The organism is Paraburkholderia sp. 31.1, assembly GCF_014397645.1.
GTDB classification, from domain to species: domain Bacteria; phylum Pseudomonadota; class Gammaproteobacteria; order Burkholderiales; family Burkholderiaceae; genus Paraburkholderia; species Paraburkholderia tuberum.
Genome location: NZ_VZQN01000013.1, coordinates 44676 through 65269, shown reverse-complemented (window position 1 = coordinate 65269; position 20594 = coordinate 44676). Strand labels below are relative to the sequence as shown.

The following is a 20594-nucleotide window of genomic DNA, read 5'->3' as shown; positions in this document are numbered from 1 at the left end:
GGACGCGTCAGGTTAGACATTCGACGGGCAATAGCCGTCCGCCGCGGCAGCAGCGGCAGGCTTCGTCGTCGCTGATCGCGGCGTGCGCGAAGTTGCTCGCGAGGTTCGCGTCGCTATACGCGCGCAGCGTTGTCTCGATGCCGCGATCGAATTCCGGCGCGACGAAATGGATACCGCCCGTTGGCGTCGCGACCAGCGTGCCGTCGCGCGCGACCAGCTCGCCGTCCTTGAACACATAGGCCGGCGACGTGAACATCCGCTCGCGGTCCGGCTCGTCGCGATAGACGGCGATGTCCGCCGCCGCGCCCGCGCCGAGATGGCCGCGATCGCGCAGGCCGAGCAGCCGCGCGGGACCGGCGCGCGTGATGATCGCGATCTCGTACAGCGAGAATTCGCGTTTGAGCTCCGGCAACGCACTGGCGACCTGCGCCTCGGGATGCAGCTTCGCCAGTTGCTCATCGCGAAACGGCTTGTCCATCAGCAGGCGAATCAGATGCGGGTAGCTCGTGAACGGTCCGCCGTTCGGATGATCGGTGGTCATCGCGACGCGCCACGGGTCGTCGACGAGCAGGAAGATTTCGAGGCCGATGATCCATTGCAGCGCGTTCACGTAGCTCTGTTCGCGATAACGGAACGGCAGCACGCCGCAACCCGCGTCGCACTCGATATCGCCCACCACCCACTTGTGCGGCCGCGCGAGCGGCGCGTTGCGGAACTGCATCATCGTGTCACCGGAGGCCGTGACGGTCTGTCCGAAGATGATCTGACCGACGTCGATCGACACGTTCGGCCGCGCGTTCACGGCCTCGGCAATCTGCCGCGCGCCCGACGAAAACTTGCGCGAACCCTCGGTGCCATAGCTGTGAAACTGGATATGCGTCAGATGGATCGGCAGACCGTCGGCGGCGTCCATCGTCGCGATGGTCGAGGCGAGGTTGCCGGGCACGCCGAGGTTGCTCGTGTGCACGTGCAGCGGATGCGGCACGCGCAGCTCGGTCAGCGCGCGCGTTAGCGTGCGCAGCACGTCGCGCGGCGTGATGCCGTAGTGCGCGTGCGGCTCGTCGACGTTTAGCGAGCGCTGGTTGAACTTGAACGCCGAGATGCCGCCGGGGTTCACCACCTTGACGCCGAGCGCCTTGCTCGCGGCGATCGTCCAGCCGACGTAATCGCGCAGACGTTCGAAGTCGTCGCGCGCGGCGAGCATCCGCAGGAACAGCTCGTCGTTGCCGAGCATCACGTACGCGCCATGATCGATGATCGGCGTGTCGCCCATTTCGAGGTGCGTGTGGCGCGCGTTGGACGGCATCATCGCCGGCTCGAACGCGGCCGTGTAGCCCATTTCGGCGTAGCGATAGCCGGTCGCGAGCGTGCCCGGCGTGCAGACGCCGCACGACGGCAGGCGCAGGTAGCGGCCGTTGTCGTCGCGCGCGGCTTCGTAGGCGGCCTCGCGCGGCGCATGGGCGCCCCGCGCATCGGCGCGATGGTCCTCGGGCAGCAGCAGGCGCGACAGATTGGTCTTGCCGCCGCCGATATGCGAATGCAGGTCGATGCCGCCCGCCATCACGGTCATGCCGGTCGCGTCGTATTCGCGATCGACGGGCGTGGTGGCGGGCACGTCGACGATGCGGCCGTCGCGGAACGTCAGGTCGCGGCGCTCGCCGTTGACGTTGTGGATCGGGTCGAACACCGTGCCGCCCTTGAGCCGGACGAGAGTCATGGCTGATCCTCGCGCGTACTCGAGCGTTCGCTCAGTTGCCCGCTCAATCGCCCGCTCAGCTTCGCGGCAATCGACGCCACCGACTCCAGCGCGGCACCACGCGCGGCGGTGAGCGGCATCACGACCGTGCCGTCGACGCGAAACAGATGCCCGCCGCTATCGACGCCCGGTGTCGCGACCGGCACGAACACGGTGTTCGCGCCGCGCGCCTTGGCGGCATCGGCGAGCGCCGGATGACCGAGCACGATCAGGGCAAGCGCGGGATCGAGCGACGCCGGCCACGCGTGCGGCGCGAAGCCCGCGATCCACAGCAGCGCATCGACTTCGCGTTCGGCGAGCAGCCGAGCCGTCCGATAGCGGTACGGATCGTGATCGAGCGGCGCGGTGCCCGCGGCGTGCGCCGGCATCGACACGCGCGTGCGCAGCGGCAAGCCGGACAGCCACGTGACGGTCTGATTGACCGTCAACGCGCCGTCGTCGCCGCCGAGCGCGAGACATGCCGCGCGCGTCGTGCGATTCACGGCCTTCACGATCCGGTTCAGCGCTTCGATCAGCAGCGCCGCGTGCGGCGCGGGCAGTGCGGCCGGTTCGTAGACGACCACCGTATAGCGCGCGCCGGCGATGCGTGCGTGCAACGACGCGAGCGCGGTTGCCACGTTGGCTGCGCTGCCATCGCCGTGGCTCAGCGCGGCGGCGTCGCGTCCTTCCGCGAGCGCTGACCACAGCGCGAGCGTGTCGTACGGATCGGTGTCCGGCAGCAGCGTGTCGATGCGCGTTTGCGCGAAGCCGGCCGCGGCGGGGTCCGCTTCGCAGCCGACGAAGACCAGCTCGCGCGCGAGGTCGGTGCCCGCCAGCGCGCGCGTGAAAAAGCGCGGATAGCGCCGCGACGGCTGACAGCCGAAGAACACCAGCAGGTCGGCGCGCGCGCGCACTTCGGAGAGCGTCGTAAAGAACGAGCCGCGGTCTTGCAAAGCGAGCGTCGCGGGCGTCAGCGCATCGCCGTGCAGATGATCGAGGATCGCGCCGCAGGCGGCGGCAAGCGGATACAGCGCGCGGATGCCGGCGACGTCGGTGGCGAGGCCGCCGAATAGCGGGCGGCGCGCGTTCGCGAGCCACTGCGCGGCGCTCGCCAGCGCGGCATCCTTGTCCGCTTCGTCGCCATCGACGGTGCAAGCGCATTGCGCGTCCGTCGCGCCGTACTGCGCGAGCGCGTGAGCGAGCCGCGAACATTCGGTGTCCGGCACATCGAGCGTGCCGTCGTCGTGGGCAGCGGCGGCCAGGTCGTCGCACAGCAAAGGGCAGAACGGACAGATCCAGTCGCGTGTGAGCGCCGCGGCGCGCGTTGCGCTCGGGCTGGGGGTCGATGGATCGATGGAGGGGCTATGCATGGGGCAGGTTTAGCAAGCTCCATGCCGATCTGTCGACCCTGCGGTAAACGTGCCTGATCCTGCGTCGGCGCGCGCGTCAAAGGCCCACCGCGCCATACAAAATGTGTGCCGTTCTGGAGCAGAGTGTCAAGCAGAGTGTCACACGCGAACAGTCCGGCTTGTGTTGCGTTTACCGACAGCGCTGTCAGGACGCGTGGCATGGAAATTGTATGGAAGGCCTACGCGGAATCGGAATTCGCGCAGTCGATCTGTCGATCGTGCAGCGCGGAGGCCACCAGCCAGGCGCTTGCGCCGGTGCCGGCCGCGGCGGCCAGATCGTCGCGATTGCGGATGCCGCCCGCGCCGATCAGCGTGGTGTGCGCGGCGGCCTGCGCGCGCACGCGCTCGAACGTTGCGAGATCGGGGCCGGCGTAGCTGCCGACCTGGTCGAGCGTCATCGCGATCACGCGCGGCGGCCACCACGCCGACGAGCGGTCGAGCGCGGCCGCGGCGAGCAGTTCGCCCGCCCGCTGATCTAGCGACAGGATCGGCGCAAGGCCGGCGCGCTGAGCCGCGTGCAGTGCGTGGATATCGCGCAGCGTCTCCGAGCCGAACACAGGCACGAGAGTCGCGAGGTGGGAACCGGCAGCAGGGCTGTCGTGTTGATCGATGGCGTCGTCGATGCGCTCGAATAGCGCGCGCATCGACGCGTAGTCCGCGAAACCCGCGTCGAGCCACAGTTCGATGCCGGGCAGCGCGGCCCGCAATGCGGCGAGCGTCGAAGCATGCGCGCCGCGCTGCAGGATGGCGCCGAGATCGGCGATATAGAGCGTGCGCGCGCCGCTGGCTTCGAGCAGCGCGCGGGCGGTGGCAAGTGGGTCGCTCGTCGCGACGAGGCGGGACTGGATGGGCCGATAGGCGCTCCGCTCGCCGCGCACCGCGCGTACGACCTGGCCGTCGAGCAGATCGAGAACAGGTATCACCTGCATAGGGGCGCTTTCCTTTGACCAGAATCTTTGTCTACGAGTATCTCACCGGCGGCGGCATCGACCCCCAGCTCGCCGGCCCGGGCAGTCTCGCCGATTTGAGCGCGCTGATCGTCGAAGGACGCGTGATGCGCGACGCGCTGGTCGACGCTCTGCGTGAACTCGACGGCGTGCAGGTCACGTTCGCGACCTCGCGCTTCGAAACGCCAGGGGCGGGCGAGGCCCATTGTATGGCCGCGCCCGGCGAATCGATGACGGCGTTCGTCGCGCGCGCGGCGCGCGAGCACGATTACGCGTGGGTCGTCGCGCCGGAATGCGACGGGCTGCTGCTGCGCTTTCACGATGCGGTCGGTACTGCGCGCTGGCTCGGCTGCGCGAAGGAAGCGATCCGCGTCGCGTCGAGCAAGAGCGCGACGGCGGCGTGTCTTGCCGCGCATGGCATTGCGACGACGCCGGCGCTCGAACCCGGCGATTCAGCCGCGCAGCACGACGGCCGGTGGGTGGTCAAACCGGACGACGGCGCGGGCGGCCTCGACACCATCGTGTACGAGCGCTTCGCCGATGCCTGCGCCGAGTACGAGGCGCGCGCGGCGGCGGCGCGCAATCCGGTGCTGCAGGCGTGGGTCGATGGCGAGCCGTTGAGCCTGTCGCTGATCTGCCGCGGCGACGCTACCAAGCTCCTCAGCATCAACCGTCAGCAGATCGGGCTGAGCGGCGGCGACGCGTCGGGTGATGTTGCGCGGATCGTCGAGTTCGACGGCGTGCTGGTCGATCAGATCGACCAGCACAGCGACATGGGCCGCGCGCTCGACACGCTCGCGCATCGCGTCGCGCGGGCCATCCCGGGTTTGCGCGGCTTCGTCGGCATCGATGTCGTGTGGCATCCGCAACTCGGGCCGGTCGTGATCGAAGTGAATCCGCGTTTGACGGTCGCTTATGCGGGGCTGTCGGCGGCGCGCGGCAGCGGCCTGACGCGCGCGCTGCTGGCCGCGCATGGCGTGCGCATCGAGCGCTGCGGCGCGGCGCGCGCCAATTCGGCGACGTACGAGGTGCGCCCTTGAGCCCCGCCCGTTCGAACCCGGCGGCGCGGTTCGGCTGGGACGTCGGCGGCGCGCACGTGAAGGTGTCGCTCGTCGACGGCAGCGACGCCGTGCTGGACGTCGTGCAATGGCCGTGTCCGCTTTGGCAGGGGCTCGACCATCTGCACCGCACGATCGACCTCGTCTTCGAGCGCTGGCCGCAGGCCCGCACGGACGCCGCGCAGCATGCGGTGACGATGACCGGCGAGATGGTCGACCTGTTCGCGGATCGCGCCGAAGGCGTGCGCGCGATCGTGGCCGCGCTCGCGCAGCGGCTCGGTCCATCACTGCGTTTCTACGCCGGCGCCGCCGGCTGGCTCGCCGCCGCCGACTGCGCGGCCGGCTGGCGCCACGTCGCGTCGGCGAACTGGCTCGCGACCGCGAGCTGGGTCGCTACCTGCATGGCGAACGCGCTGCTGATCGACATCGGCAGCACCACCACCGACATCATTCCGATCGTCGACGGCCGCGTCGTCGCGCGTGCCGCGACCGATGCGGGCCGGCTCGCGACCGGCGAACTCGTGTATCACGGCGTCGTGCGCACGCCGTTGTGCGGCGTCGCGCAGCGGATCGAATTCGGCGGCGCCATGCTGAACGTGATGAACGAATGGTTTGCGACGACCGCCGACGTCTACCGGCTGACCGGCGAACTGGACCCGCTGCACGACGTGCAGCCGAGCGCCGACCAGGGGCCGAAGACGCAGGCGGCGAGCCGCGCGCGGCTCGCGCGCATGATCGGGCACGACGCGCACGACGCGTCGGACGTCGAATGGCTGCACTTTGCGCGGCGCTGGCGCGCGCTGCAGGTGCGCGAAATCGGCGCGAACCTGATGCGCGTGGTCGCCGCGCAGCCGGCGCTCGCGGCCGCGCCGCTGGTGGCCGCCGGCTGCGGCCGCTTCCTCGTCGCCGCATTGGCGCGCGACGAGGCGCGCGGCTATATCGACTTCGGCGCGCTGGCGGGCGTGCCCGATGCTTGCGCGGCATGGGCGGCGACCTGCGCGCCGAGCGTGGCGGTCGCGCTGCTCGCGGCGCGCGAGCCGGGCGCCCAACGGCGCGGCGCGCGTGGTATCGCGGCGCGCGCGGCATGAGTCGAGAGGCGCGGCGCGCAATCCGGGGACGCGGCGCGCCGGCGCACGAGTAGCGCAAAGAGGGGCAGGGGACACGATATGGCGAGCGGGACAAGTTCGGTGATGAACGAGGTTGCGAAACGACGCGACCCGGCCGGGCACTCAACTGGACACGAGGGCAACAGTCATGTGGGTGGTCAAGATCGGAGGCAGCCTGAGTCACGACCCGGCACTGCGCCACTGGCTCAGTGAGCTATGCGAAGTCGGCGGCGGACGGGTCGTGATCGTGCCCGGCGGCGGCGATTTCGCGGACAAGGTCCGCCAGTACCAGGGCGAGTGGAACTTCGACGATCTGGCCGCGCACAACATGTGTCTGCTCGCGATGACGCAATATGCGCTGCTGATGCAGGGTGTTTCGCCCGAACTGGTGATCGCGTCGAGCGAGGCGAAGATTCGCCGCACCCTGCGTGACGGTCATGTCGCCGTGTGGGCGCCGACCGCGCTGATGCGCGACACGCCCGACGCGATGAGCAACTGGGACACGACCTCGGACAGCCTCGCCGCCTGGCTATCGACGATGCTCAACGCGGAGCGGCTGGTCGTCGTCAAATCCTGTCCGATCGCCGTCGACGATCCGCTCGAAACGCTGGCCGCGTCGGGGGTGATCGACCGCAAGTTCGTCGACTACGTGAACGATGCGAACTATGTGGTCGAATTGCTCGACAAGAGCAACGTCGCGCTGATGCGCGACCGTTTGCTGAATATTCCGGTGATGTGATCGGCTGCTACAGCCGCGTCGCGTTCGTCGAGCCCGGCAACGGCGCCGCGCCATCGACGCGAATCTCTCCAGCCGGCCGATGCAACGCGCTCGCCCATTGCGCGACGCGCTCGGGGTCGAGCCGCGAGCGGCGCCCGTCGGCGCACAGCGCGGTGCGAAAACCGGCCACGTCGGGCGCCAGCGCGCGGATCTGCGGCAGTTGCGCCCAGCCGAGCGCACCGGCGATGCCCGCCATCGCGCCGCGCTGACGCGCGAGCCGCAACCAGCGCGCGAGCGAGTCGACATCGACGTGATCGAACAGCGTGCCGCCGTCCTTGCTCGCGGTATCGAACATCAGGCCGGCGAAACCGAGCGCCGCGGTGTGGCTGACCAGTTCGTCGTCCATGCCGCCGTCGCATAGCAGCACCGGCACGACGCTAGCCGGCAGATTCGCGAGCTGCTCGAGGCAGCGGCGCGCGGCCGGTCCGCGCGCGACGCCGACCTTCACATAGTCGACGCCGGCATCGCTGACGTCGATCACGCGCGCGGCGATCTCGTCGAACGCATCGGCCGGCACGTCGCCGATCGCCGCGCTGATCGGCTTGACCGGGTAGCGCGCGCGAAGTTGTTGCGCGATGTTGGTGATGGCGCCGATCGACAGGCCGCCGAGCGCGCCGTCGTCCGGCTCTTTCAGGTCGATCAGCTCGGCGCCGGCGCGGGCGGCGTCGAATGCTTCGTCAGCCGAGCGGACGCTCGCGAGCAATGCGGTCATCGGGGTTCTCCGCGGAAGGAAGGGTTTTCAGTGATGGGCCGAAGCGGCGGCCTGATGCGCCGCGTCTGCGAGGCTCGCGCGATATCGCGCGATCGCGGCGACGAGCCAGCTCCATGCGGTGCGCTCGTTGTCGCCGGCGGTTTTGTCGATCGCGATCTGCAGATACGCCATTTCTCGATCGACCTTGTCGGCCGGCAGCATGAAGAGCCGGCTCACCAGAATCGCGCCTTCCACGACCGCCGACTGCGCGCGATTGAAGCCCGCGAACGGCGCGTGGTTTTCACGGTGCACGCATTTCATCACCAGCACCGGGCGCTCGGCGTCGTCGCGCAGCTCGTCGAGTTCGAGCTCGGCGTGGGCCAGCGACTCGGCCAGACGTACGCTCGGCACGCGGCTCGCGGCCACGGTCGGCCAATCGGTCGCGCAGTGCGTGACGCAGCCCGCGAAGATACGCACGTCGATGGTGAAATTCAGCACGGCCGCGCGCGTCGCGATCACGTTGTCGAGCGTGACCGACGGACGGAAAGGCGCAAGGATGATGCGCTCACCCTCGTGGCGCGCGCCCATTGGCGCGATATGAGGACGGCCATCGCACGCTGCCGTGGTGACGATCGTTTCGTGGATCATGGCTGGGAACGCGTGTCCCGACAGCGCCGGAAGGCCGGCCGTCAGCAGAGGTCAAACACAAACGGGAACCGCAAGGGGGCCGCGGCGTGCGGCCCGGTTGCGGGCTTAACGCGTAGCGACATACATCACGATTTCAAAACCGAGGCGTACGTCGGTGTAGCTCGGAGTCGTCCATTGCATACGTGCTTTCTCCTTCGGTTGAAACAGCGGGTGGAACAGCGTTGCGCCGCCGGCCCGGCGTGATGCCCGGTGTCGACGGCAGCCGGCATCATGCAAGCTCCGTGCCCGTGCGCGTTCCGGCCGGCCAGGCGTGCGTGCATTCGACGGCCAATACAGCACCCGGCGAATTGCGCCACGCCGTGGCGCTCGCGCGGGTTGCCAGACGCAAAGAGCCGCGCGGTGTGGCGAAAACGAAGCAAAGTGTGCCATCGCGATTCGCTAATTCGATTGCGCTGTCACGCCGCGCCCGCCTCGCTCACCAACACATTCTGCTCCCATTCGCGTCGCACGGCTCGAAAAAGAACCTCACGATGTGGTAGCCGAAGTTGGAGTAATAACCGATCCGTTAAGTCTGCCAAATAAAATCGTGAATTCACCTTGGGCGTGTCCGTGCCTACAGTGCAACTCAAGCGCTTCGTTCTTCCGGCAGTGCGCTTGCCACCTTCGAGGACACGTCATGAACGATTTCAGTCAACCGCCGATCCAGCCCGAACCTCAAGCGCGCGATCCGCACAATCCGCGCGAACGGTACGCGGCGGGCGTGATGAAATACCGCGAGATGGGGTACTGGCAACCGGACTACGAACCGAAAGACACCGACGTGATCGCGCTGTTTCGCATCACGCCGCAACCCGGTGTCGAACCCGAGGAAGCAGCGGCCGCGGTGGCCGGCGAATCCTCGACCGCGACGTGGACGGTGGTGTGGACCGACCGGCTCACTGCCTGCGACATGTATCGCGCGAAGGCGTATCGCGTCGAGCCGGTGCCGGTGTCTCGCGCCGACGAGCCGCAGTACTTCGCGTATATCGCTTATGAACTCGATCTGTTCGAAGAGGGCTCGGTCGCGAACCTGACCGCGTCGATCATCGGCAACGTGTTCGGCTTCAAGCCGCTGAAGGCATTGCGGCTCGAAGACATGCGCATTCCCGTCGCGTATCTGAAGACGTTTCAGGGGCCGCCGACCGGCATCGTCGTCGAGCGCGAACGGCTCGACAAGTATGGTCGGCCGCTGCTCGGCGCCACGGTCAAGCCGAAGCTCGGTCTGTCGGGCAAAAACTATGGACGGGTGGTCTACGAAGGCCTGCGCGGCGGCCTCGACTTCCTGAAGGACGACGAGAACATCAACTCGCAGGCGTTCATGCACTGGCGCGACCGCTTCCTGTTCGCGATGGAGGCGGTGAACCGCGCCCAGGCGGAGACTGGCGAGTTCAAAGGGCACTATCTGAACGTGACGGCCGGCACGATGGAGGACATGTACGAGCGCGCCGAATTCGCGAAGGAGCTCGGCTCGTGCATCGTGATGATCGACCTCGTGATCGGCTGGACCGCGATCCAGTCGATGTCGCGCTGGGCCCGCAGGCACGACATGATCCTGCATCTGCATCGCGCGGGGCATGGCACCTACACGCGGCAACGCAACCACGGCATCTCGTTTCGCGTGATCGCCAAATGGCTGCGCATGGCGGGCGTCGATCACGCGCATGCGGGCACCGCGGTCGGCAAGCTCGAAGGCGATCCGCTGTCGGTGCAGGGCTACTACAACGTGTGCCGCGACGCGCACAACGCGGTCGATCTGTCGCGCGGCATTTTCTTCGACCAGCCGTGGGCCGGCTTGCGCAAGGTGATGCCGGTCGCCTCGGGCGGGATTCACGCGGGGCAGATGCATCAGCTGCTCGATCTGTTCGGCGACGACGCGATCCTGCAGTTCGGCGGCGGCACGATCGGCCATCCGGCCGGCATCCAGGCCGGCGCGACCGCGAACCGCGTCGCACTCGAAGCGATGGTGAAGGCGCGCAACGAGGGCCGCGACATTCTGCGCGAAGGGCCCGACGTGCTCGAAGCCGCCGCGCGCTGGTGCACGCCGCTCAAGCAGGCGCTCGATACGTGGCGCGACGTGAGCTTCAACTACGCATCGACCGATACGCCCGATTTCGCCGCCACGCCGACGGCGGCCTAGCCACGCCGAGCTTTTCCCGCGAGCGCCTCACGAGCGCATCCGCGACGCGGTGCAACGGCACCGCGCGGGGCACCGTTGACGCCGTTCCGAACGCGACATCCATCCACGAGGTTCGTCATGCGTATTACTCAAGGAACGTTTTCTTTTCTGCCCGAGCTGACCGACGAGGAAATCGGCTTGCAGATCGACTACGCGCTGCGCCAGGGCTGGGCCTGTTCGGTCGAATTCACCGACGACCCGCATCCGCGCAACACCTACTGGGAAATGTGGGGTCTGCCGATGTTCGACCTGCACGACGCGGCCGGCGTGTTGCAGGAGGTCAGGGCTTGCCGCGAGGCGCGGCCGCAGCACTACATCAAGGTCAACGCGTTCGATTCCGTGCGCACCTTCGAGACGATGCGCCTGTCGTTCATCGTCAACCGGCCGGACGTGGAGCCGGGCTTCCGGCTGTTGCGGCAGGACGGGCAGGGGCGCACGCAGCGCTACAGCATGACGGGCTACGCGGGCGACCGGCCAGCGGGCGAGGGTTACGGCGCGGCGGGCTGACGCCGCTGATCGCACAACAACGCACACGACGACCCGCAGCGAGGAGCAACCATGACAGACGCCGCCATCGTGGACGCACTGCCCGCGTCCACCGCGCACAGCGACGCCGCCGCGCCCCACATCGACCTCGCGGCACTGTACCGCGACTCGGGCATCGGCGACGTGCTCGGCGAACTCGATCGCGATCTGGTCGGGCTCGCGCCCGTGAAAACGCGCATTCGCGAAGTCGCCGCGCATCTGCTGGTCGAGCGCGCGCGGGCTTCGCTGGGTCTCGCGGGCGGCGCGCCGACCTTGCATATGTGCTTCTCCGGCAACCCCGGCACCGGCAAGACGACGGTTGCGCTGCGCATGGCGGAAGTGTTGCACCGGCTCGGCTACATTCGCTGCAATCATCTGGTGTCGGTCACACGCGACGATCTGGTCGGCCAGTACATCGGCCACACTGCGCCGAAAACGCGCGATGTGCTCAAGCGCGCGATGGGCGGCGTGCTGTTCATCGACGAAGCGTATTACCTGTATCGCCCGGAGAACGAGCGCGACTACGGGCAGGAAGCGATCGAAATTCTGTTGCAGACGATGGAGAACCAGCGCAGCGACCTGGTCGTGATTCTGGCCGGCTACGCGTCGCGAATGGAAGTGTTCTTCGAGAGCAATCCGGGTTTCCGCTCGCGCATCGCGCATCACATTACGTTTCCCGATTACGAGGAAACGGAGTTGCTCGAAATCGCCGAGCGGATGCTCGGCGCCATGCATTACCGCTTCGATGCCGCGTCGCGCCGCGCGTTCGCCGACTATCTGGCGCGCCGCATCCGCCAGCCGAATTTCGCCAACGCGCGCTCGGTGCGCAACGCGCTCGACCGCGCGCGGCTGCGCCAGGCGAACCGCCTGTTCGCGAGCGCCTTGCAAGGCGGCGAGCCGATCGACGCCGCCACGCTGACGCTGATCGATGCCGCCGACGTGCGCGCGAGCCGCGTGTTCGACGCGCCGCCGCAGTCCTCGCAATCGCCTTCCACCGCGCGCGCCGTCACGTCGCCGCCGGGCTGAATCACGACACCATCGACGGAGAACGCCATGCAGGACGGACGCACGACACTTTCGAAGTTCCTGATCGACACGCTCGATCGCCCGCCGTGTACGGACGACACGCGCGACACTGCAGGACTCTCCGCGCTGCTCATCGACGTAGCGGCGGCCATCAAGTCGATCTCGGCGATGCTGACCAAGGGCGCGCTAGGCGGCAACTACGGTTCCGCGCAAACGCTCAACACGCACGGCGAGCAACAGAAGAAGCTCGACGTCTCGAGCAACGAGATCTTCGTGCAGCAATGCGAGTGGGACGGCTTGCTGGCCGCGATGGTGTCCGAGGAAATGGAGCACGTCTACGCGATTCCGCCGGACTATCCGCGCGGCGAGTATCTGCTCGCGTTCGATCCGCTCGACGGCTCGTCGAATATCGACATCAACGGCGTGGTCGGCTCGATCTTCTCGGTGCTGCGCACGCGCGACCCGGCAGAGGATGCAACCAGCGAAGCCGCGTTCCTGCGGCCGGGCTGCGAACAGGTCGCGGCCGGCTATGCCGTGTATGGACCGTCGACGATGCTGGTGCTGTCGGTCGGCAATGGCACGCATGGCTTCACACTGGAGCGCGAGATCGGCAACTTCGTGCTCACGCATTCGAACATCCGGATTCCGGAGGAAACCGGCGAGTTCGCGATCAACGCATCGAACGAGCGCTTCTGGGAGCCGCCCGTGCGCCGCTACGTGCAGGAGTGCAAGGACGGCCGCAGCGGTTGCCGCGCGCGCGACTTCAACATGCGCTGGATCGCGTCGATGGTCGCGGAAGTGCATCGCATCCTGATGCGCGGCGGCGTGTTCATGTATCCGCGCGACTCGAAAACGCCGGCGATGGAAGGACGCCTGCGCCTGCTCTACGAAGCGAACCCGATGAGCTTCCTGGTCGAGCAGGCGGGCGGTCTCTCGATCACCGGCCGGGAACGCATTCTCGACGTCGCGCCGCGTGCGCTGCATGGCCGCGTGCCGGTGATTCTCGGCTCGAAGAACGAGGTCGAGCGCATTGCGCGCTATCACGGCGAATACGACCGCGGCGAGGACAAGCCGTTCACGTCGCCGCTGTTCGGCACGCGCTCGTTGTTCCTGCCGGATTTCACGGCGTGATCGGCGACCGACGGCGCGCTCAGCGTACAGAACACAGTCATCCGGAGACAAACGCATGTCAGTCAAACATCCGATCATCGCGGTGACCGGCTCGAGCGGCGCCGGCACCACCACCGTCATGAAGAGTTTCACGCATATCTTCAGACGCGAGCACATCAATGCGCAGATCGTCGAAGGCGACGCGTTCCATCGCTACGACCGCAACGGCATGCGCGCGGCGATGCAGGAGCGCGAACGCGACGGTGTGCCGAATTTCAGCCACTTCGGGCCGGAAGCGAATCTGCTCGAAGAACTCGAAACGCTGTTCACGCGCTACGGCGAAAACGGCAGCGGGCAGTTTCGCCACTACGTGCACGACGCGGGCGAAGCGCAACTGTACAAGCAGGACGGCGGCACCTTCACGCCGTGGGAGGGGGTCGCGCCCAATACCGACCTGATGTTCTACGAAGGGCTGCATGGCGCGGCGGTGACCGAGAAGGTCGATATCGCGCGGCATGCGGATCTGCTGATCGGCGTCGTGCCGATCATCAACCTCGAATGGATCCAGAAGCTGCACCGCGATCAGACGATGCGCGGCTACACGCACGAAGCGGTGGTCGACACGATCCTGCGGCGCATGCCCGACTACGTGAACTACATCTGCCCGCAGTTCTCGCGCACGCATGTGAACTTCCAGCGCGTGCCGACCGTGGACACGTCGAATCCGTTTACCGCCCGCGAGATTCCGCAACCGGACGAGAGCTTCGTCGTGATCCGCTTCGCGCGGCCGAAGGGTATCGATTTCCAGTATCTGCTGACGATGCTGCACGACTCGTTCATGTCGCGCCCGAACGTGATCGTCGTGCCCGGCGGCAAGATGGGACTCGCGATGCAGCTGATCTTCACGCCGATGATCCTGCAACTGATCGACCGACGCTCGCGCGCCTGAGCGGTACCAGACGGATACCGAGGTTCATTTCGCAAGGAGAGATTCGATGAGTGCAGTCGCGCAACCGCTTGACGCACCCGCCACGCGCTCGATGGCCGACGCGCTGCGCATGCTCGCGCTCGACGAAGCGCGGCGCGTCGCGGACCGCGCGCGTTGAGCCCGCCGCTCGCCAAGATTTCATTTCATATCGAGGAGCACGCAATGGCCTTCATCACCCTGCGGCAACTGCTGGATCACGCGGCCGAACACGACTACGGCGTGCCCGCGTTCAACGTCAACAACATGGAGCAAATTCACGCGATCATGCGCGCGGCCGAGGCCACCGATAGCCCGGTGATCCTGCAGGCGTCGGCCGGCGCGCGCAAGTATGCCGGCGAGCCGTATCTGCGCCATCTGGTGCTCGCCGCGCTCGAAGCGCACCCGGACATTCCGCTCGTGCTGCATCAGGATCACGGCGCGAGCCCCGCGGTGTGTCAGCAGGCGATCCGCTCGGGCTTCACGTCGGTGATGATGGACGGCTCGCTGCTGCCCGATCAGAAAACCCCCGCCGCGTACGACTACAACGTCGACGTGAGCCGGCGCGTGGTGGACGCCGCGCATGCGGTCGGCGTGTCGGTGGAAGGCGAACTCGGCTGTCTCGGTTCGCTCGAAACCGGCACGGCAGGCGAAGAGGACGGCGTCGGCGCACAAGGCAAGCTCACACGCGAGCACCTGCTGACCGATCCGGACGAAGCGTGGCGCTTCGTCGACGCGACCGGCGTCGATGCGCTCGCGATCGCGATCGGTACTTCGCACGGCGCGTACAAGTTCAGCCGCGAGCCGACCGGCGACATCCTCGCGATCGACCGGATCGCCGATATCCATGCGCGCATTCCGAACACGCATCTGGTGATGCACGGTTCGTCGTCGGTGCCGCAGGAATGGCTCGCGGTGATCCGCGAATATGGCGGCGAGATTCCGACCACCTACGGCGTGCCCGTCGACGAAATCCGCCGCGGTATCGCGAACGGCGTGCGCAAGGTCAACATCGACACCGACATCCGTCTCGCGATGAGCGGCGCGATGCGCAAGTCGCTCGCCAATGCGCGCGCGGAGTTCGATCCGCGCGCGGCATTGAAGGCCGCCACCGCCGCGGCGAGCGCGATCTGCGTCGAGCGATTCGAGGCGTTCGGTTGCGCGGGTCAGGCGGCGCGCATCAAGCCGCTGCCGCTCGACACGATGGCGAGCCGCTACCACTAACGCCACTGGACGGAGAACGCAATGCGCGAATTCCTGATTGCTCCGTCGCTGCTGTCGGCGGATTTTGCCCGGCTCGCCGACGAGATTCGCGACGTGACGGCGGCCGGCGCGGACTGGATTCATCTGGACGTGATGGACAACCACTACGTGCCGAACCTGACAGTCGGCCCACTCGTGTGCTCGGCGATCCGGCCGTACACGACGCTGCCGTTCGACGTGCATCTGATGACCACGCCCGTCGATCCGCTGGTGTCGGCGTTTGCCGAGGCCGGCGCGAACCTGATCAGTTTTCATCCGGAGGCGACGCTGCACGTGCATCGGACCATCGAACTGATCCGCTCGCACGGTGCGCGCGCGGGGCTGGCGCTGAATCCGGCCACGCCGCTCGCGGCGCTCGATCACGTGCTGGAGATGCTCGACGTCGTGCTGGTGATGTCGGTGAATCCGGGCTTCGGTGGCCAGGCATTCATCGCCGAAACGCTCGACAAGCTGCGGCTGCTGCGCGAGCGCGTCGACACGACGATGCAGCGCACCGGGCGGCCATTGCTGATCGAAGTGGACGGCGGCGTGAAGGCGTCGAACATCGCGCGTGTCGCCACGGCGGGCGCGGACGTGTTCGTTGCCGGGTCGGCCGTGTTCGGTGCGGGCGATCGCGCGCAGGCGATCCGCGGCATGCGCGGCGAACTGGCTACTGTCGACGAACCCGCGGGGGTGGCCGCCATGCAGTGATGGCGCTGCTGTTTCAGCGCTTTTTCAGCGTCTCGCCCGGCGCGCACCATGCGCTGAGATCTTCTTCAGGCCGGTCGACCGCGCAGCCCCAGTCGAGCGGCTGGTCCTGATCGAAGCGCTTGCCGAGCCGCCATGCAATCTCGGCGCGCGCAAGCTGCACGCCCATATAGAACGCGTGGCCGCCGTCTGTTTCGAGGTTCAACTGCGGGTACAGCGCGAACGGATCGTCGCCGCGACGATGGCCGTCGCGGTTGTACACGTGAATGCCATCGGCGCTGATCTGCACGCGGAAATTCGGGTCACGCACGCCGCGCGCGAATTCGTCGATTTCTTCGGCGCTGTACGGAAACGGCCGTTTCGCGTGGACCGTCGCGAGTTCGGTGCTGATGCCCTTCGGCAGCACCTGCGCATCGCGCGCGGCATGCATCACGCGGCGCGCGACATCGGCTTCGCGCAACGCGCGCCGCGCATGCTGGCTCACCGACGTCGCCAGCACCGCGCCAACGCGCAATTCAGCCGCCATGCCGAGCAGCACCGCGTTGATGCCGCTCGTGTCGGCCTCGGTCAGTTCGGTCACGTTGCCGATGCCCATCATGATCGCGATGTCGGGATAGCGCTCGCGCAAACGCACATAGCGCGCAATCGACGCGGCCAGCCCGAACGGAATCGGATCGAGAATCGGATCGGCGAGAAACGCGCGGCCGCGCGCGGACAGCGCGTCGATCGCGGCGTCGAGCGAAGCGGGGTCGGCCGGTTCGCGCGCGACGAGGATCGGCGTCGACGGCACTTCGTCGGCGATCCATAGCGTGTCGAGGTTCAGGCTCATCAGATAGTCGGCGCCCGCGCGCCCGCCGCGCAGCAGTTCGTCGTTGCGCATCGAATCGACGCTGACGCGATAGCCTTCGGCCTTCAGCCGCCGCACCGCGTCTTCGAGAAGCGGAAACGGCGTGTCCGGCAGACAGCCGATGTCGATCACGTCCGCGCCTTGGGCCGCATACTCGCGCGCCCTTGCCGCGATGCCGTCGAGGTCGAGGCGCGGCGCATCGACGATCTCCGCGAAAATCTCCGTGTCGTAGCGGCTCAGATCGAACGGCTTCGCCTTGTGGCCGAAAAATTGCGGCAAGTCCTTGACCTCCTCGGGACCGCGTTCGAACGGTACGTCGTAGTGCGCGCTCAGCGCGTCGAGATCGCCACGGCAGCGGCCCGGCACGATCACGCGCTGCGCGGCGAGCGGCGCGCTCACGCGGCGCTGGATCAGGTCGGCGGTCATCAACCCGGCCACTTGCAGGCCGATTTCGCGCACCTCCCAACTGAACGGCGTCGGCGCCATGCCGTCGAGCACGCGCCGCAGGCTCGGTTCGGCAAGCCGGCCGGTCAGGAAGAGGAGGTGGTCCATGCGAGGTCGAGGGTCGCGAGGCGTTGGGTGAGCGCCGCTTCGAGTTCGTCGAGCGAGCGCGCGAGCGTCGTGTATTCGAAGCGCGCCAGACGCTCGACGTTGTCGAGTTCGATCGCCCGTGGCCGCAGTTCGACCCATTCGTCCGGGCTATGCGTGATCACGCTCGGTTCGGTGTCGCACGCAAAGACGATGCCGGGGATGCATTGCTTGCCGGCCTGCGCGTACATATTGGTCGGCAGTGTATCCGAGATGCCGTAAGCGCATTTGGCGACCGTGTTGCTGGTGGCGGGTGCGATCACGACCGTGTGATACACGCCGTGATACAGCATGCCGACCGGCACGCCGCTCGCGCTGTTGTCGCGCAGTACGCGAAAGTGTTCGCGCAGCTTGTCGAGCGACCAGCCATAGAGCGGCAGCACTTCCTCGGCCGCCGCGGACAGAAACAGATCGACGCGGGGCAAGCGCCGCGCGAGCGCGATCGATTCTTCCAGCATATGACCGGAGCCGGTCACGCACCACGCGAAGTGCGCATCCGGCCTGAAGTCGGCGAGATCGCGGGCGCCCTTGCGAGCAGACTCGCTGGAGGACCTGAGGGACGACCCGGTCATGCGTCGAGATCGAACGGCATGCCGTCGGCCGGCGAGCCTTCATGCGACAGCCGGATGTGCAGCCGGCGCATCTTGCGATACAGCGTATTGCGGCTGATGCCGAGCGCCTTCGCGACGTTGCTGACGTTCCAGCGGTGCTCGTCGAGCAGCGACAGCACCGTTTCGCGCTCGTTCAGCTGGATCGCGTTCAGCGAAGAAATGTCCGCCTCGTCGGCGAGATGCCCGTCCATGTCCGCGTTCGCGAGGCGCAGCGCGATCGGCAGGTCGACCGCCGACGTGCGTTGCGTGACCTCGGGCGGCAGATGCTCGCAGCGGATCGGCTCGCCGTCGGACAGCGCGATGGCCATCTGCAACACGTGACGCAGCTGACGGATGTTGCCGGGCCACGCGTAGGTGAGCAGCGCGTGTTCGGCTTCCGGCGTCAGATCGGGCGGATCGTCGGTTTCGTTCGCGAGCAGATGATGGATCAGCGGCAGCTTGTCGACGCGCTCGCGCAGCGCCGGCAGATTCAGCTCGACGCCCTTGAGCCGGTAGTACAGATCCTCGCGGAATTGCCCGCTTTGCACGAGTTCGAGCAGATTGCGGTGGCTCGCGCTGATCAGCTGGAAATTGACCTTGACGGTGGTCTCGGCGCCGAGCGGCGTGACCTCGTGTTCCTCGATCACGCGCAGCAGGCGTGCCTGCAACACGAGCGGCATGTCGCCGATCTCGTCGAGAAACAGCGTGCCGCCGTTGGCCTGCACGATCTTGCCGCGCCGTCCTTCGCGCTGCGCGCCGGTAAACGCGCCCGCGCGATAGCCGAACAGCTCGCTCTCGATCAGGTTCTCCGGCAGCGACGCGCAGTTGACCGGCACGAACAGACCGGCGGCGTGCGGGCTGATGCTATGCAAGGCCTGCGCGAAGACTTCCTTGCCGGTGCCGGTCTGGCCGCGCAGCACGATCGGAATCTTGCGCTGGATCACGCGCGCGGCCAACTGGATCTGCGAGGCCATGCGCGGGTCGCCGAATTCGAGGTGCGCGATCTCGTCGAGCTTCGGCACCGGCGGATGTTTCTCGTGTTTTTCGGCGGCGTTGGCGCGCATGGCGGAGTCGGGGACGAGCACGCGCGTCACGCGCCCCGTGGCGTTTTGCGGCGTCTGCGCGACGAGGAAAAAGCGGTTCGTCGCGTTTGCGCTGTAGACGGTGACCGGATGGAACGAGCCGCGAATGCTGCGCGCGATCATGTCTTCGAGCGACGCGTTGAATGCTTCCTCGATGCGCCGGCCGCGCAGCTCGCTCAGCGAGCGGAAGCCCAGCTGGAACAGCGCGCTGCGATTCGCGGCGAGCACGGTGCTGTCGTCGCCGACCGCGAGCTTGCCGCCGTGCAGCGTGCCGACGAATTCCGGGCGGCTGTGGAAATGGATCATGTTGGCGTGCCGGTAGCGCGCATCGAGCAGACGGTTTTCGATCATCTGACGCGACATGCCGACCAGCACCAGCGAGTGCTGCTGCAGCAGCTTCGAGCGGCTCGTGACGTCGAGCACGCCGGCGATTTCGCCGCCGTCGTCGAAGATCGGCGCGGCCGAGCACGTCAGCGACGTATAGCGCGGATAGAAATGCTCGTGCTGACAGACGGCGATGCAGTCACGCTCCGCGAGGCAGGTGCCCATGCCGTTGGTGCCGGCTTCGCGTTCGCTCCACAGCGCGCCGACGCGAAAGCCGTCGACGGCGACCGCCTCGGCGAACGGCACGGACGACACCTGATGCACGATCACGCCGCCAGAATCGACGAGCACGACCGCGAGCTCGGGATCGGCCAGTTGCTGGTAGAGCGTCGTCATCTCGAGCTTCGAACACGCGATCAGATCGCCGAGCGCCTCACGGCGCGCGCTGAGTTCGTACTCGGTGAGCACCGGCGGCGGCACGAAACGCGCGGGGTCCAGCTGGAATTCGTTGATGCAGCGCGTCCACGACTGAGCTACGGGTTCGCTTGTCGGGCGCGTGGTCAACTGATGGTTGACCACGTTCAGAACTTCCCGGACGTGCGTACTGCTGTCAGCGAGCAACGACATGGGATTTGCCTCCGTTGCGTCATTTCGCAAGCGTGACTGCTTCGCACGCCGCGAATGCCGCTTTATCAAGCCTGCCTGCCCCTGGCGCGGCGCAATCTCGGTTCGCCTGCGCCCTCCCGACCGGCCCTACTACGAGGCGGGTGTTGAAAACTGTACGCCCGATGCAGGATTGGTTCAACAGAAAGTCACACTGGGTTTACCTCACTGTGCCCGGAATTTGCTTTTCTCGATGCGCGACGCGTTAAACGGGTTGCAGGTTGCATGCCTGTCGCAGCTTCGGCACAGAGTGTGCCGCGCGTCGTTCAGTTCTACTGTTCTACTGTTGCATCGTTTCGCTCGTCATCACAGGCTGTTCAATCCTGGGCCGCGCCGCG

General features: G+C 67.2%; 19 protein-coding genes. 10 read left to right on the top strand and 9 right to left on the bottom strand.

Annotation, left to right across the window (positions count from 1 at the left end):
• Positions 1-7: 7 nt before the first annotated feature.
• The 3 genes from F6X37_RS12245 to F6X37_RS12235 all read right to left on the bottom strand — a co-directional run bounded on the left by F6X37_RS12245 (position 8) and on the right by F6X37_RS12235 (position 4073).
• On the bottom strand, positions 8-1717 hold the full coding sequence (locus F6X37_RS12245; RefSeq protein WP_187611475.1) for a formylmethanofuran dehydrogenase subunit A: 1710 nt from the start codon (positions 1715-1717) through the stop codon (positions 8-10).
• A complete protein-coding gene (locus tag F6X37_RS12240; RefSeq protein ID WP_187611474.1) occupies positions 1714-3105 on the bottom strand; it encodes a formylmethanofuran dehydrogenase in 1392 nt (463 codons plus the stop codon). The genes F6X37_RS12245 and F6X37_RS12240 overlap by 4 nt, the downstream gene beginning before the upstream one ends.
• 218 nt (positions 3106-3323) lie before the next feature.
• On the bottom strand, positions 3324-4073 hold the full coding sequence (locus F6X37_RS12235; RefSeq protein WP_187611473.1) for a HisA/HisF-related TIM barrel protein: 750 nt from the start codon (positions 4071-4073) through the stop codon (positions 3324-3326).
• 14 nt (positions 4074-4087) lie between these two features.
• Here F6X37_RS12235 and F6X37_RS12230 point away from each other — a divergent pair, with 14 nt between their 5' ends.
• The 3 genes from F6X37_RS12230 to F6X37_RS12220 all read left to right on the top strand — a co-directional run bounded on the left by F6X37_RS12230 (position 4088) and on the right by F6X37_RS12220 (position 6994).
• A complete protein-coding gene (locus F6X37_RS12230) occupies positions 4088-5131 on the top strand; it encodes an ATP-grasp domain-containing protein (RefSeq protein WP_090809052.1) in 1044 nt (347 codons plus the stop codon).
• The gene (locus F6X37_RS12225; protein ID WP_187611472.1) at positions 5128-6237 is read left to right on the top strand and encodes a hydantoinase/oxoprolinase family protein; all 1110 of its coding nucleotides are present in this window, start codon (positions 5128-5130) and stop codon (positions 6235-6237) included. Before F6X37_RS12230 ends, F6X37_RS12225 begins: the two co-directional genes overlap by 4 nt.
• 166 nt (positions 6238-6403) lie before the next feature.
• The gene (locus F6X37_RS12220; protein ID WP_018424588.1) at positions 6404-6994 is read left to right on the top strand and encodes an aspartate/glutamate/uridylate kinase; all 591 of its coding nucleotides are present in this window, start codon (positions 6404-6406) and stop codon (positions 6992-6994) included.
• Positions 6995-7001: 7 nt separating this feature from the next.
• Here the strand turns inward: F6X37_RS12220 and F6X37_RS12215 are convergent, their stop codons facing one another.
• The 3 genes from F6X37_RS12215 to pqqA all read right to left on the bottom strand — a co-directional run bounded on the left by F6X37_RS12215 (position 7002) and on the right by pqqA (position 8552).
• Positions 7002-7745 (bottom strand): (5-formylfuran-3-yl)methyl phosphate synthase, encoded by a 744-nt coding sequence (locus tag F6X37_RS12215; protein ID WP_187611471.1) that lies wholly within the window; start codon positions 7743-7745, stop codon positions 7002-7004.
• A gap of 27 nt (positions 7746-7772) precedes the next feature.
• Complete coding sequence (locus F6X37_RS12210) at positions 7773-8372, bottom strand: DUF447 domain-containing protein (RefSeq protein WP_187611470.1); 600 nt, start codon at positions 8370-8372, stop codon at positions 7773-7775.
• 105 nt (positions 8373-8477) lie between these two features.
• Entirely contained in the window at positions 8478-8552 is a 75-nt protein-coding gene (gene pqqA / locus F6X37_RS12205; protein ID WP_113062024.1) for a pyrroloquinoline quinone precursor peptide PqqA, read from the bottom strand.
• A gap of 496 nt (positions 8553-9048) precedes the next feature.
• On the opposite strand from pqqA, the gene F6X37_RS12200 reads away from it, so the two are divergent.
• From F6X37_RS12200 to rpe, 7 genes are all read left to right on the top strand, one after another.
• Positions 9049-10548, top strand: a complete 1500-nt coding sequence (locus F6X37_RS12200; RefSeq protein ID WP_187611469.1) for a form I ribulose bisphosphate carboxylase large subunit — start codon at positions 9049-9051, stop codon at positions 10546-10548.
• Between the two features lie 117 nt (positions 10549-10665).
• Positions 10666-11094 carry a ribulose bisphosphate carboxylase small subunit gene (locus F6X37_RS12195; protein WP_187611468.1) on the top strand — a complete coding sequence of 143 codons (429 nt, stop codon included), beginning with the start codon at positions 10666-10668 and terminating at the stop codon, positions 11092-11094.
• A gap of 51 nt (positions 11095-11145) precedes the next feature.
• A complete protein-coding gene (gene cbbX, locus F6X37_RS12190) occupies positions 11146-12138 on the top strand; it encodes a CbbX protein (protein ID WP_187611467.1) in 993 nt (330 codons plus the stop codon).
• A 27-nt stretch (positions 12139-12165) separates the two neighbouring features.
• Positions 12166-13269 carry a class 1 fructose-bisphosphatase gene (locus F6X37_RS12185; protein WP_090809068.1) on the top strand — a complete coding sequence of 368 codons (1104 nt, stop codon included), beginning with the start codon at positions 12166-12168 and terminating at the stop codon, positions 13267-13269.
• A gap of 55 nt (positions 13270-13324) precedes the next feature.
• Positions 13325-14197, top strand: coding sequence for a phosphoribulokinase (locus F6X37_RS12180; RefSeq protein ID WP_187611466.1), 873 nt, complete (start codon positions 13325-13327; stop codon positions 14195-14197).
• A 201-nt stretch (positions 14198-14398) separates the two neighbouring features.
• A complete protein-coding gene (fba, locus tag F6X37_RS12175; RefSeq protein WP_187611465.1) occupies positions 14399-15436 on the top strand; it encodes a class II fructose-bisphosphate aldolase in 1038 nt (345 codons plus the stop codon).
• A 21-nt stretch (positions 15437-15457) separates the two neighbouring features.
• Positions 15458-16165: a ribulose-phosphate 3-epimerase gene (gene rpe / locus F6X37_RS12170; RefSeq protein ID WP_184052012.1), complete on the top strand. Its 708-nt coding sequence runs from the start codon at positions 15458-15460 to the stop codon at positions 16163-16165.
• 13 nt (positions 16166-16178) lie between these two features.
• Here the strand turns inward: rpe and F6X37_RS12165 are convergent, their stop codons facing one another.
• Genes F6X37_RS12165 through F6X37_RS12155 form a run of 3 tightly spaced genes read right to left on the bottom strand, consistent with a single transcriptional unit; the run spans position 16179 to position 20220 of the window.
• The gene (locus tag F6X37_RS12165; RefSeq protein ID WP_187611464.1) at positions 16179-17561 is read right to left on the bottom strand and encodes a DUF6513 domain-containing protein; all 1383 of its coding nucleotides are present in this window, start codon (positions 17559-17561) and stop codon (positions 16179-16181) included.
• Positions 17540-18169 carry a flavoprotein gene (locus F6X37_RS12160; RefSeq protein WP_187611463.1) on the bottom strand — a complete coding sequence of 210 codons (630 nt, stop codon included), beginning with the start codon at positions 18167-18169 and terminating at the stop codon, positions 17540-17542. Before F6X37_RS12160 ends, F6X37_RS12165 begins: the two co-directional genes overlap by 22 nt.
• Positions 18166-20220: a sigma-54-dependent Fis family transcriptional regulator gene (locus tag F6X37_RS12155; RefSeq protein ID WP_187611462.1), complete on the bottom strand. Its 2055-nt coding sequence runs from the start codon at positions 20218-20220 to the stop codon at positions 18166-18168. The genes F6X37_RS12160 and F6X37_RS12155 overlap by 4 nt, the downstream gene beginning before the upstream one ends.
• Positions 20221-20594 lie beyond the last annotated feature (374 nt).

What these genes read in the sequence shown, in the direction of transcription:
- F6X37_RS12245 (WP_187611475.1), bottom strand. Translation starts at nt 1,717, where the DNA reads ATGACTCTCGTCCGGCTCAAGGGCGGCACGGTGTTCGACCCGATCCAC.
- F6X37_RS12240 (WP_187611474.1), bottom strand. Translation starts at nt 3,105, where the DNA reads ATGCATAGCCCCTCCATCGATCCATCGACCCCCAGCCCGAGCGCAACG.
- F6X37_RS12235 (WP_187611473.1), bottom strand. Translation starts at nt 4,073, where the DNA reads ATGCAGGTGATACCTGTTCTCGATCTGCTCGACGGCCAGGTCGTACGC.
- F6X37_RS12220 (WP_018424588.1), top strand. Translation starts at nt 6,404, where the DNA reads ATGTGGGTGGTCAAGATCGGAGGCAGCCTGAGTCACGACCCGGCACTG.
- F6X37_RS12215 (WP_187611471.1), bottom strand. Translation starts at nt 7,745, where the DNA reads ATGACCGCATTGCTCGCGAGCGTCCGCTCGGCTGACGAAGCATTCGAC.
- F6X37_RS12210 (WP_187611470.1), bottom strand. Translation starts at nt 8,372, where the DNA reads ATGATCCACGAAACGATCGTCACCACGGCAGCGTGCGATGGCCGTCCT.
- F6X37_RS12200 (WP_187611469.1), top strand. Translation starts at nt 9,049, where the DNA reads ATGAACGATTTCAGTCAACCGCCGATCCAGCCCGAACCTCAAGCGCGC.
- F6X37_RS12195 (WP_187611468.1), top strand. Translation starts at nt 10,666, where the DNA reads ATGCGTATTACTCAAGGAACGTTTTCTTTTCTGCCCGAGCTGACCGAC.
- cbbX (WP_187611467.1), top strand. Translation starts at nt 11,146, where the DNA reads ATGACAGACGCCGCCATCGTGGACGCACTGCCCGCGTCCACCGCGCAC.
- F6X37_RS12185 (WP_090809068.1), top strand. Translation starts at nt 12,166, where the DNA reads ATGCAGGACGGACGCACGACACTTTCGAAGTTCCTGATCGACACGCTC.
- F6X37_RS12180 (WP_187611466.1), top strand. Translation starts at nt 13,325, where the DNA reads ATGTCAGTCAAACATCCGATCATCGCGGTGACCGGCTCGAGCGGCGCC.
- fba (WP_187611465.1), top strand. Translation starts at nt 14,399, where the DNA reads ATGGCCTTCATCACCCTGCGGCAACTGCTGGATCACGCGGCCGAACAC.
- rpe (WP_184052012.1), top strand. Translation starts at nt 15,458, where the DNA reads ATGCGCGAATTCCTGATTGCTCCGTCGCTGCTGTCGGCGGATTTTGCC.
- F6X37_RS12165 (WP_187611464.1), bottom strand. Translation starts at nt 17,561, where the DNA reads ATGGACCACCTCCTCTTCCTGACCGGCCGGCTTGCCGAACCGAGCCTG.
- F6X37_RS12160 (WP_187611463.1), bottom strand. Translation starts at nt 18,169, where the DNA reads ATGACCGGGTCGTCCCTCAGGTCCTCCAGCGAGTCTGCTCGCAAGGGC.
- F6X37_RS12155 (WP_187611462.1), bottom strand. Translation starts at nt 20,220, where the DNA reads ATGTCGTTGCTCGCTGACAGCAGTACGCACGTCCGGGAAGTTCTGAAC.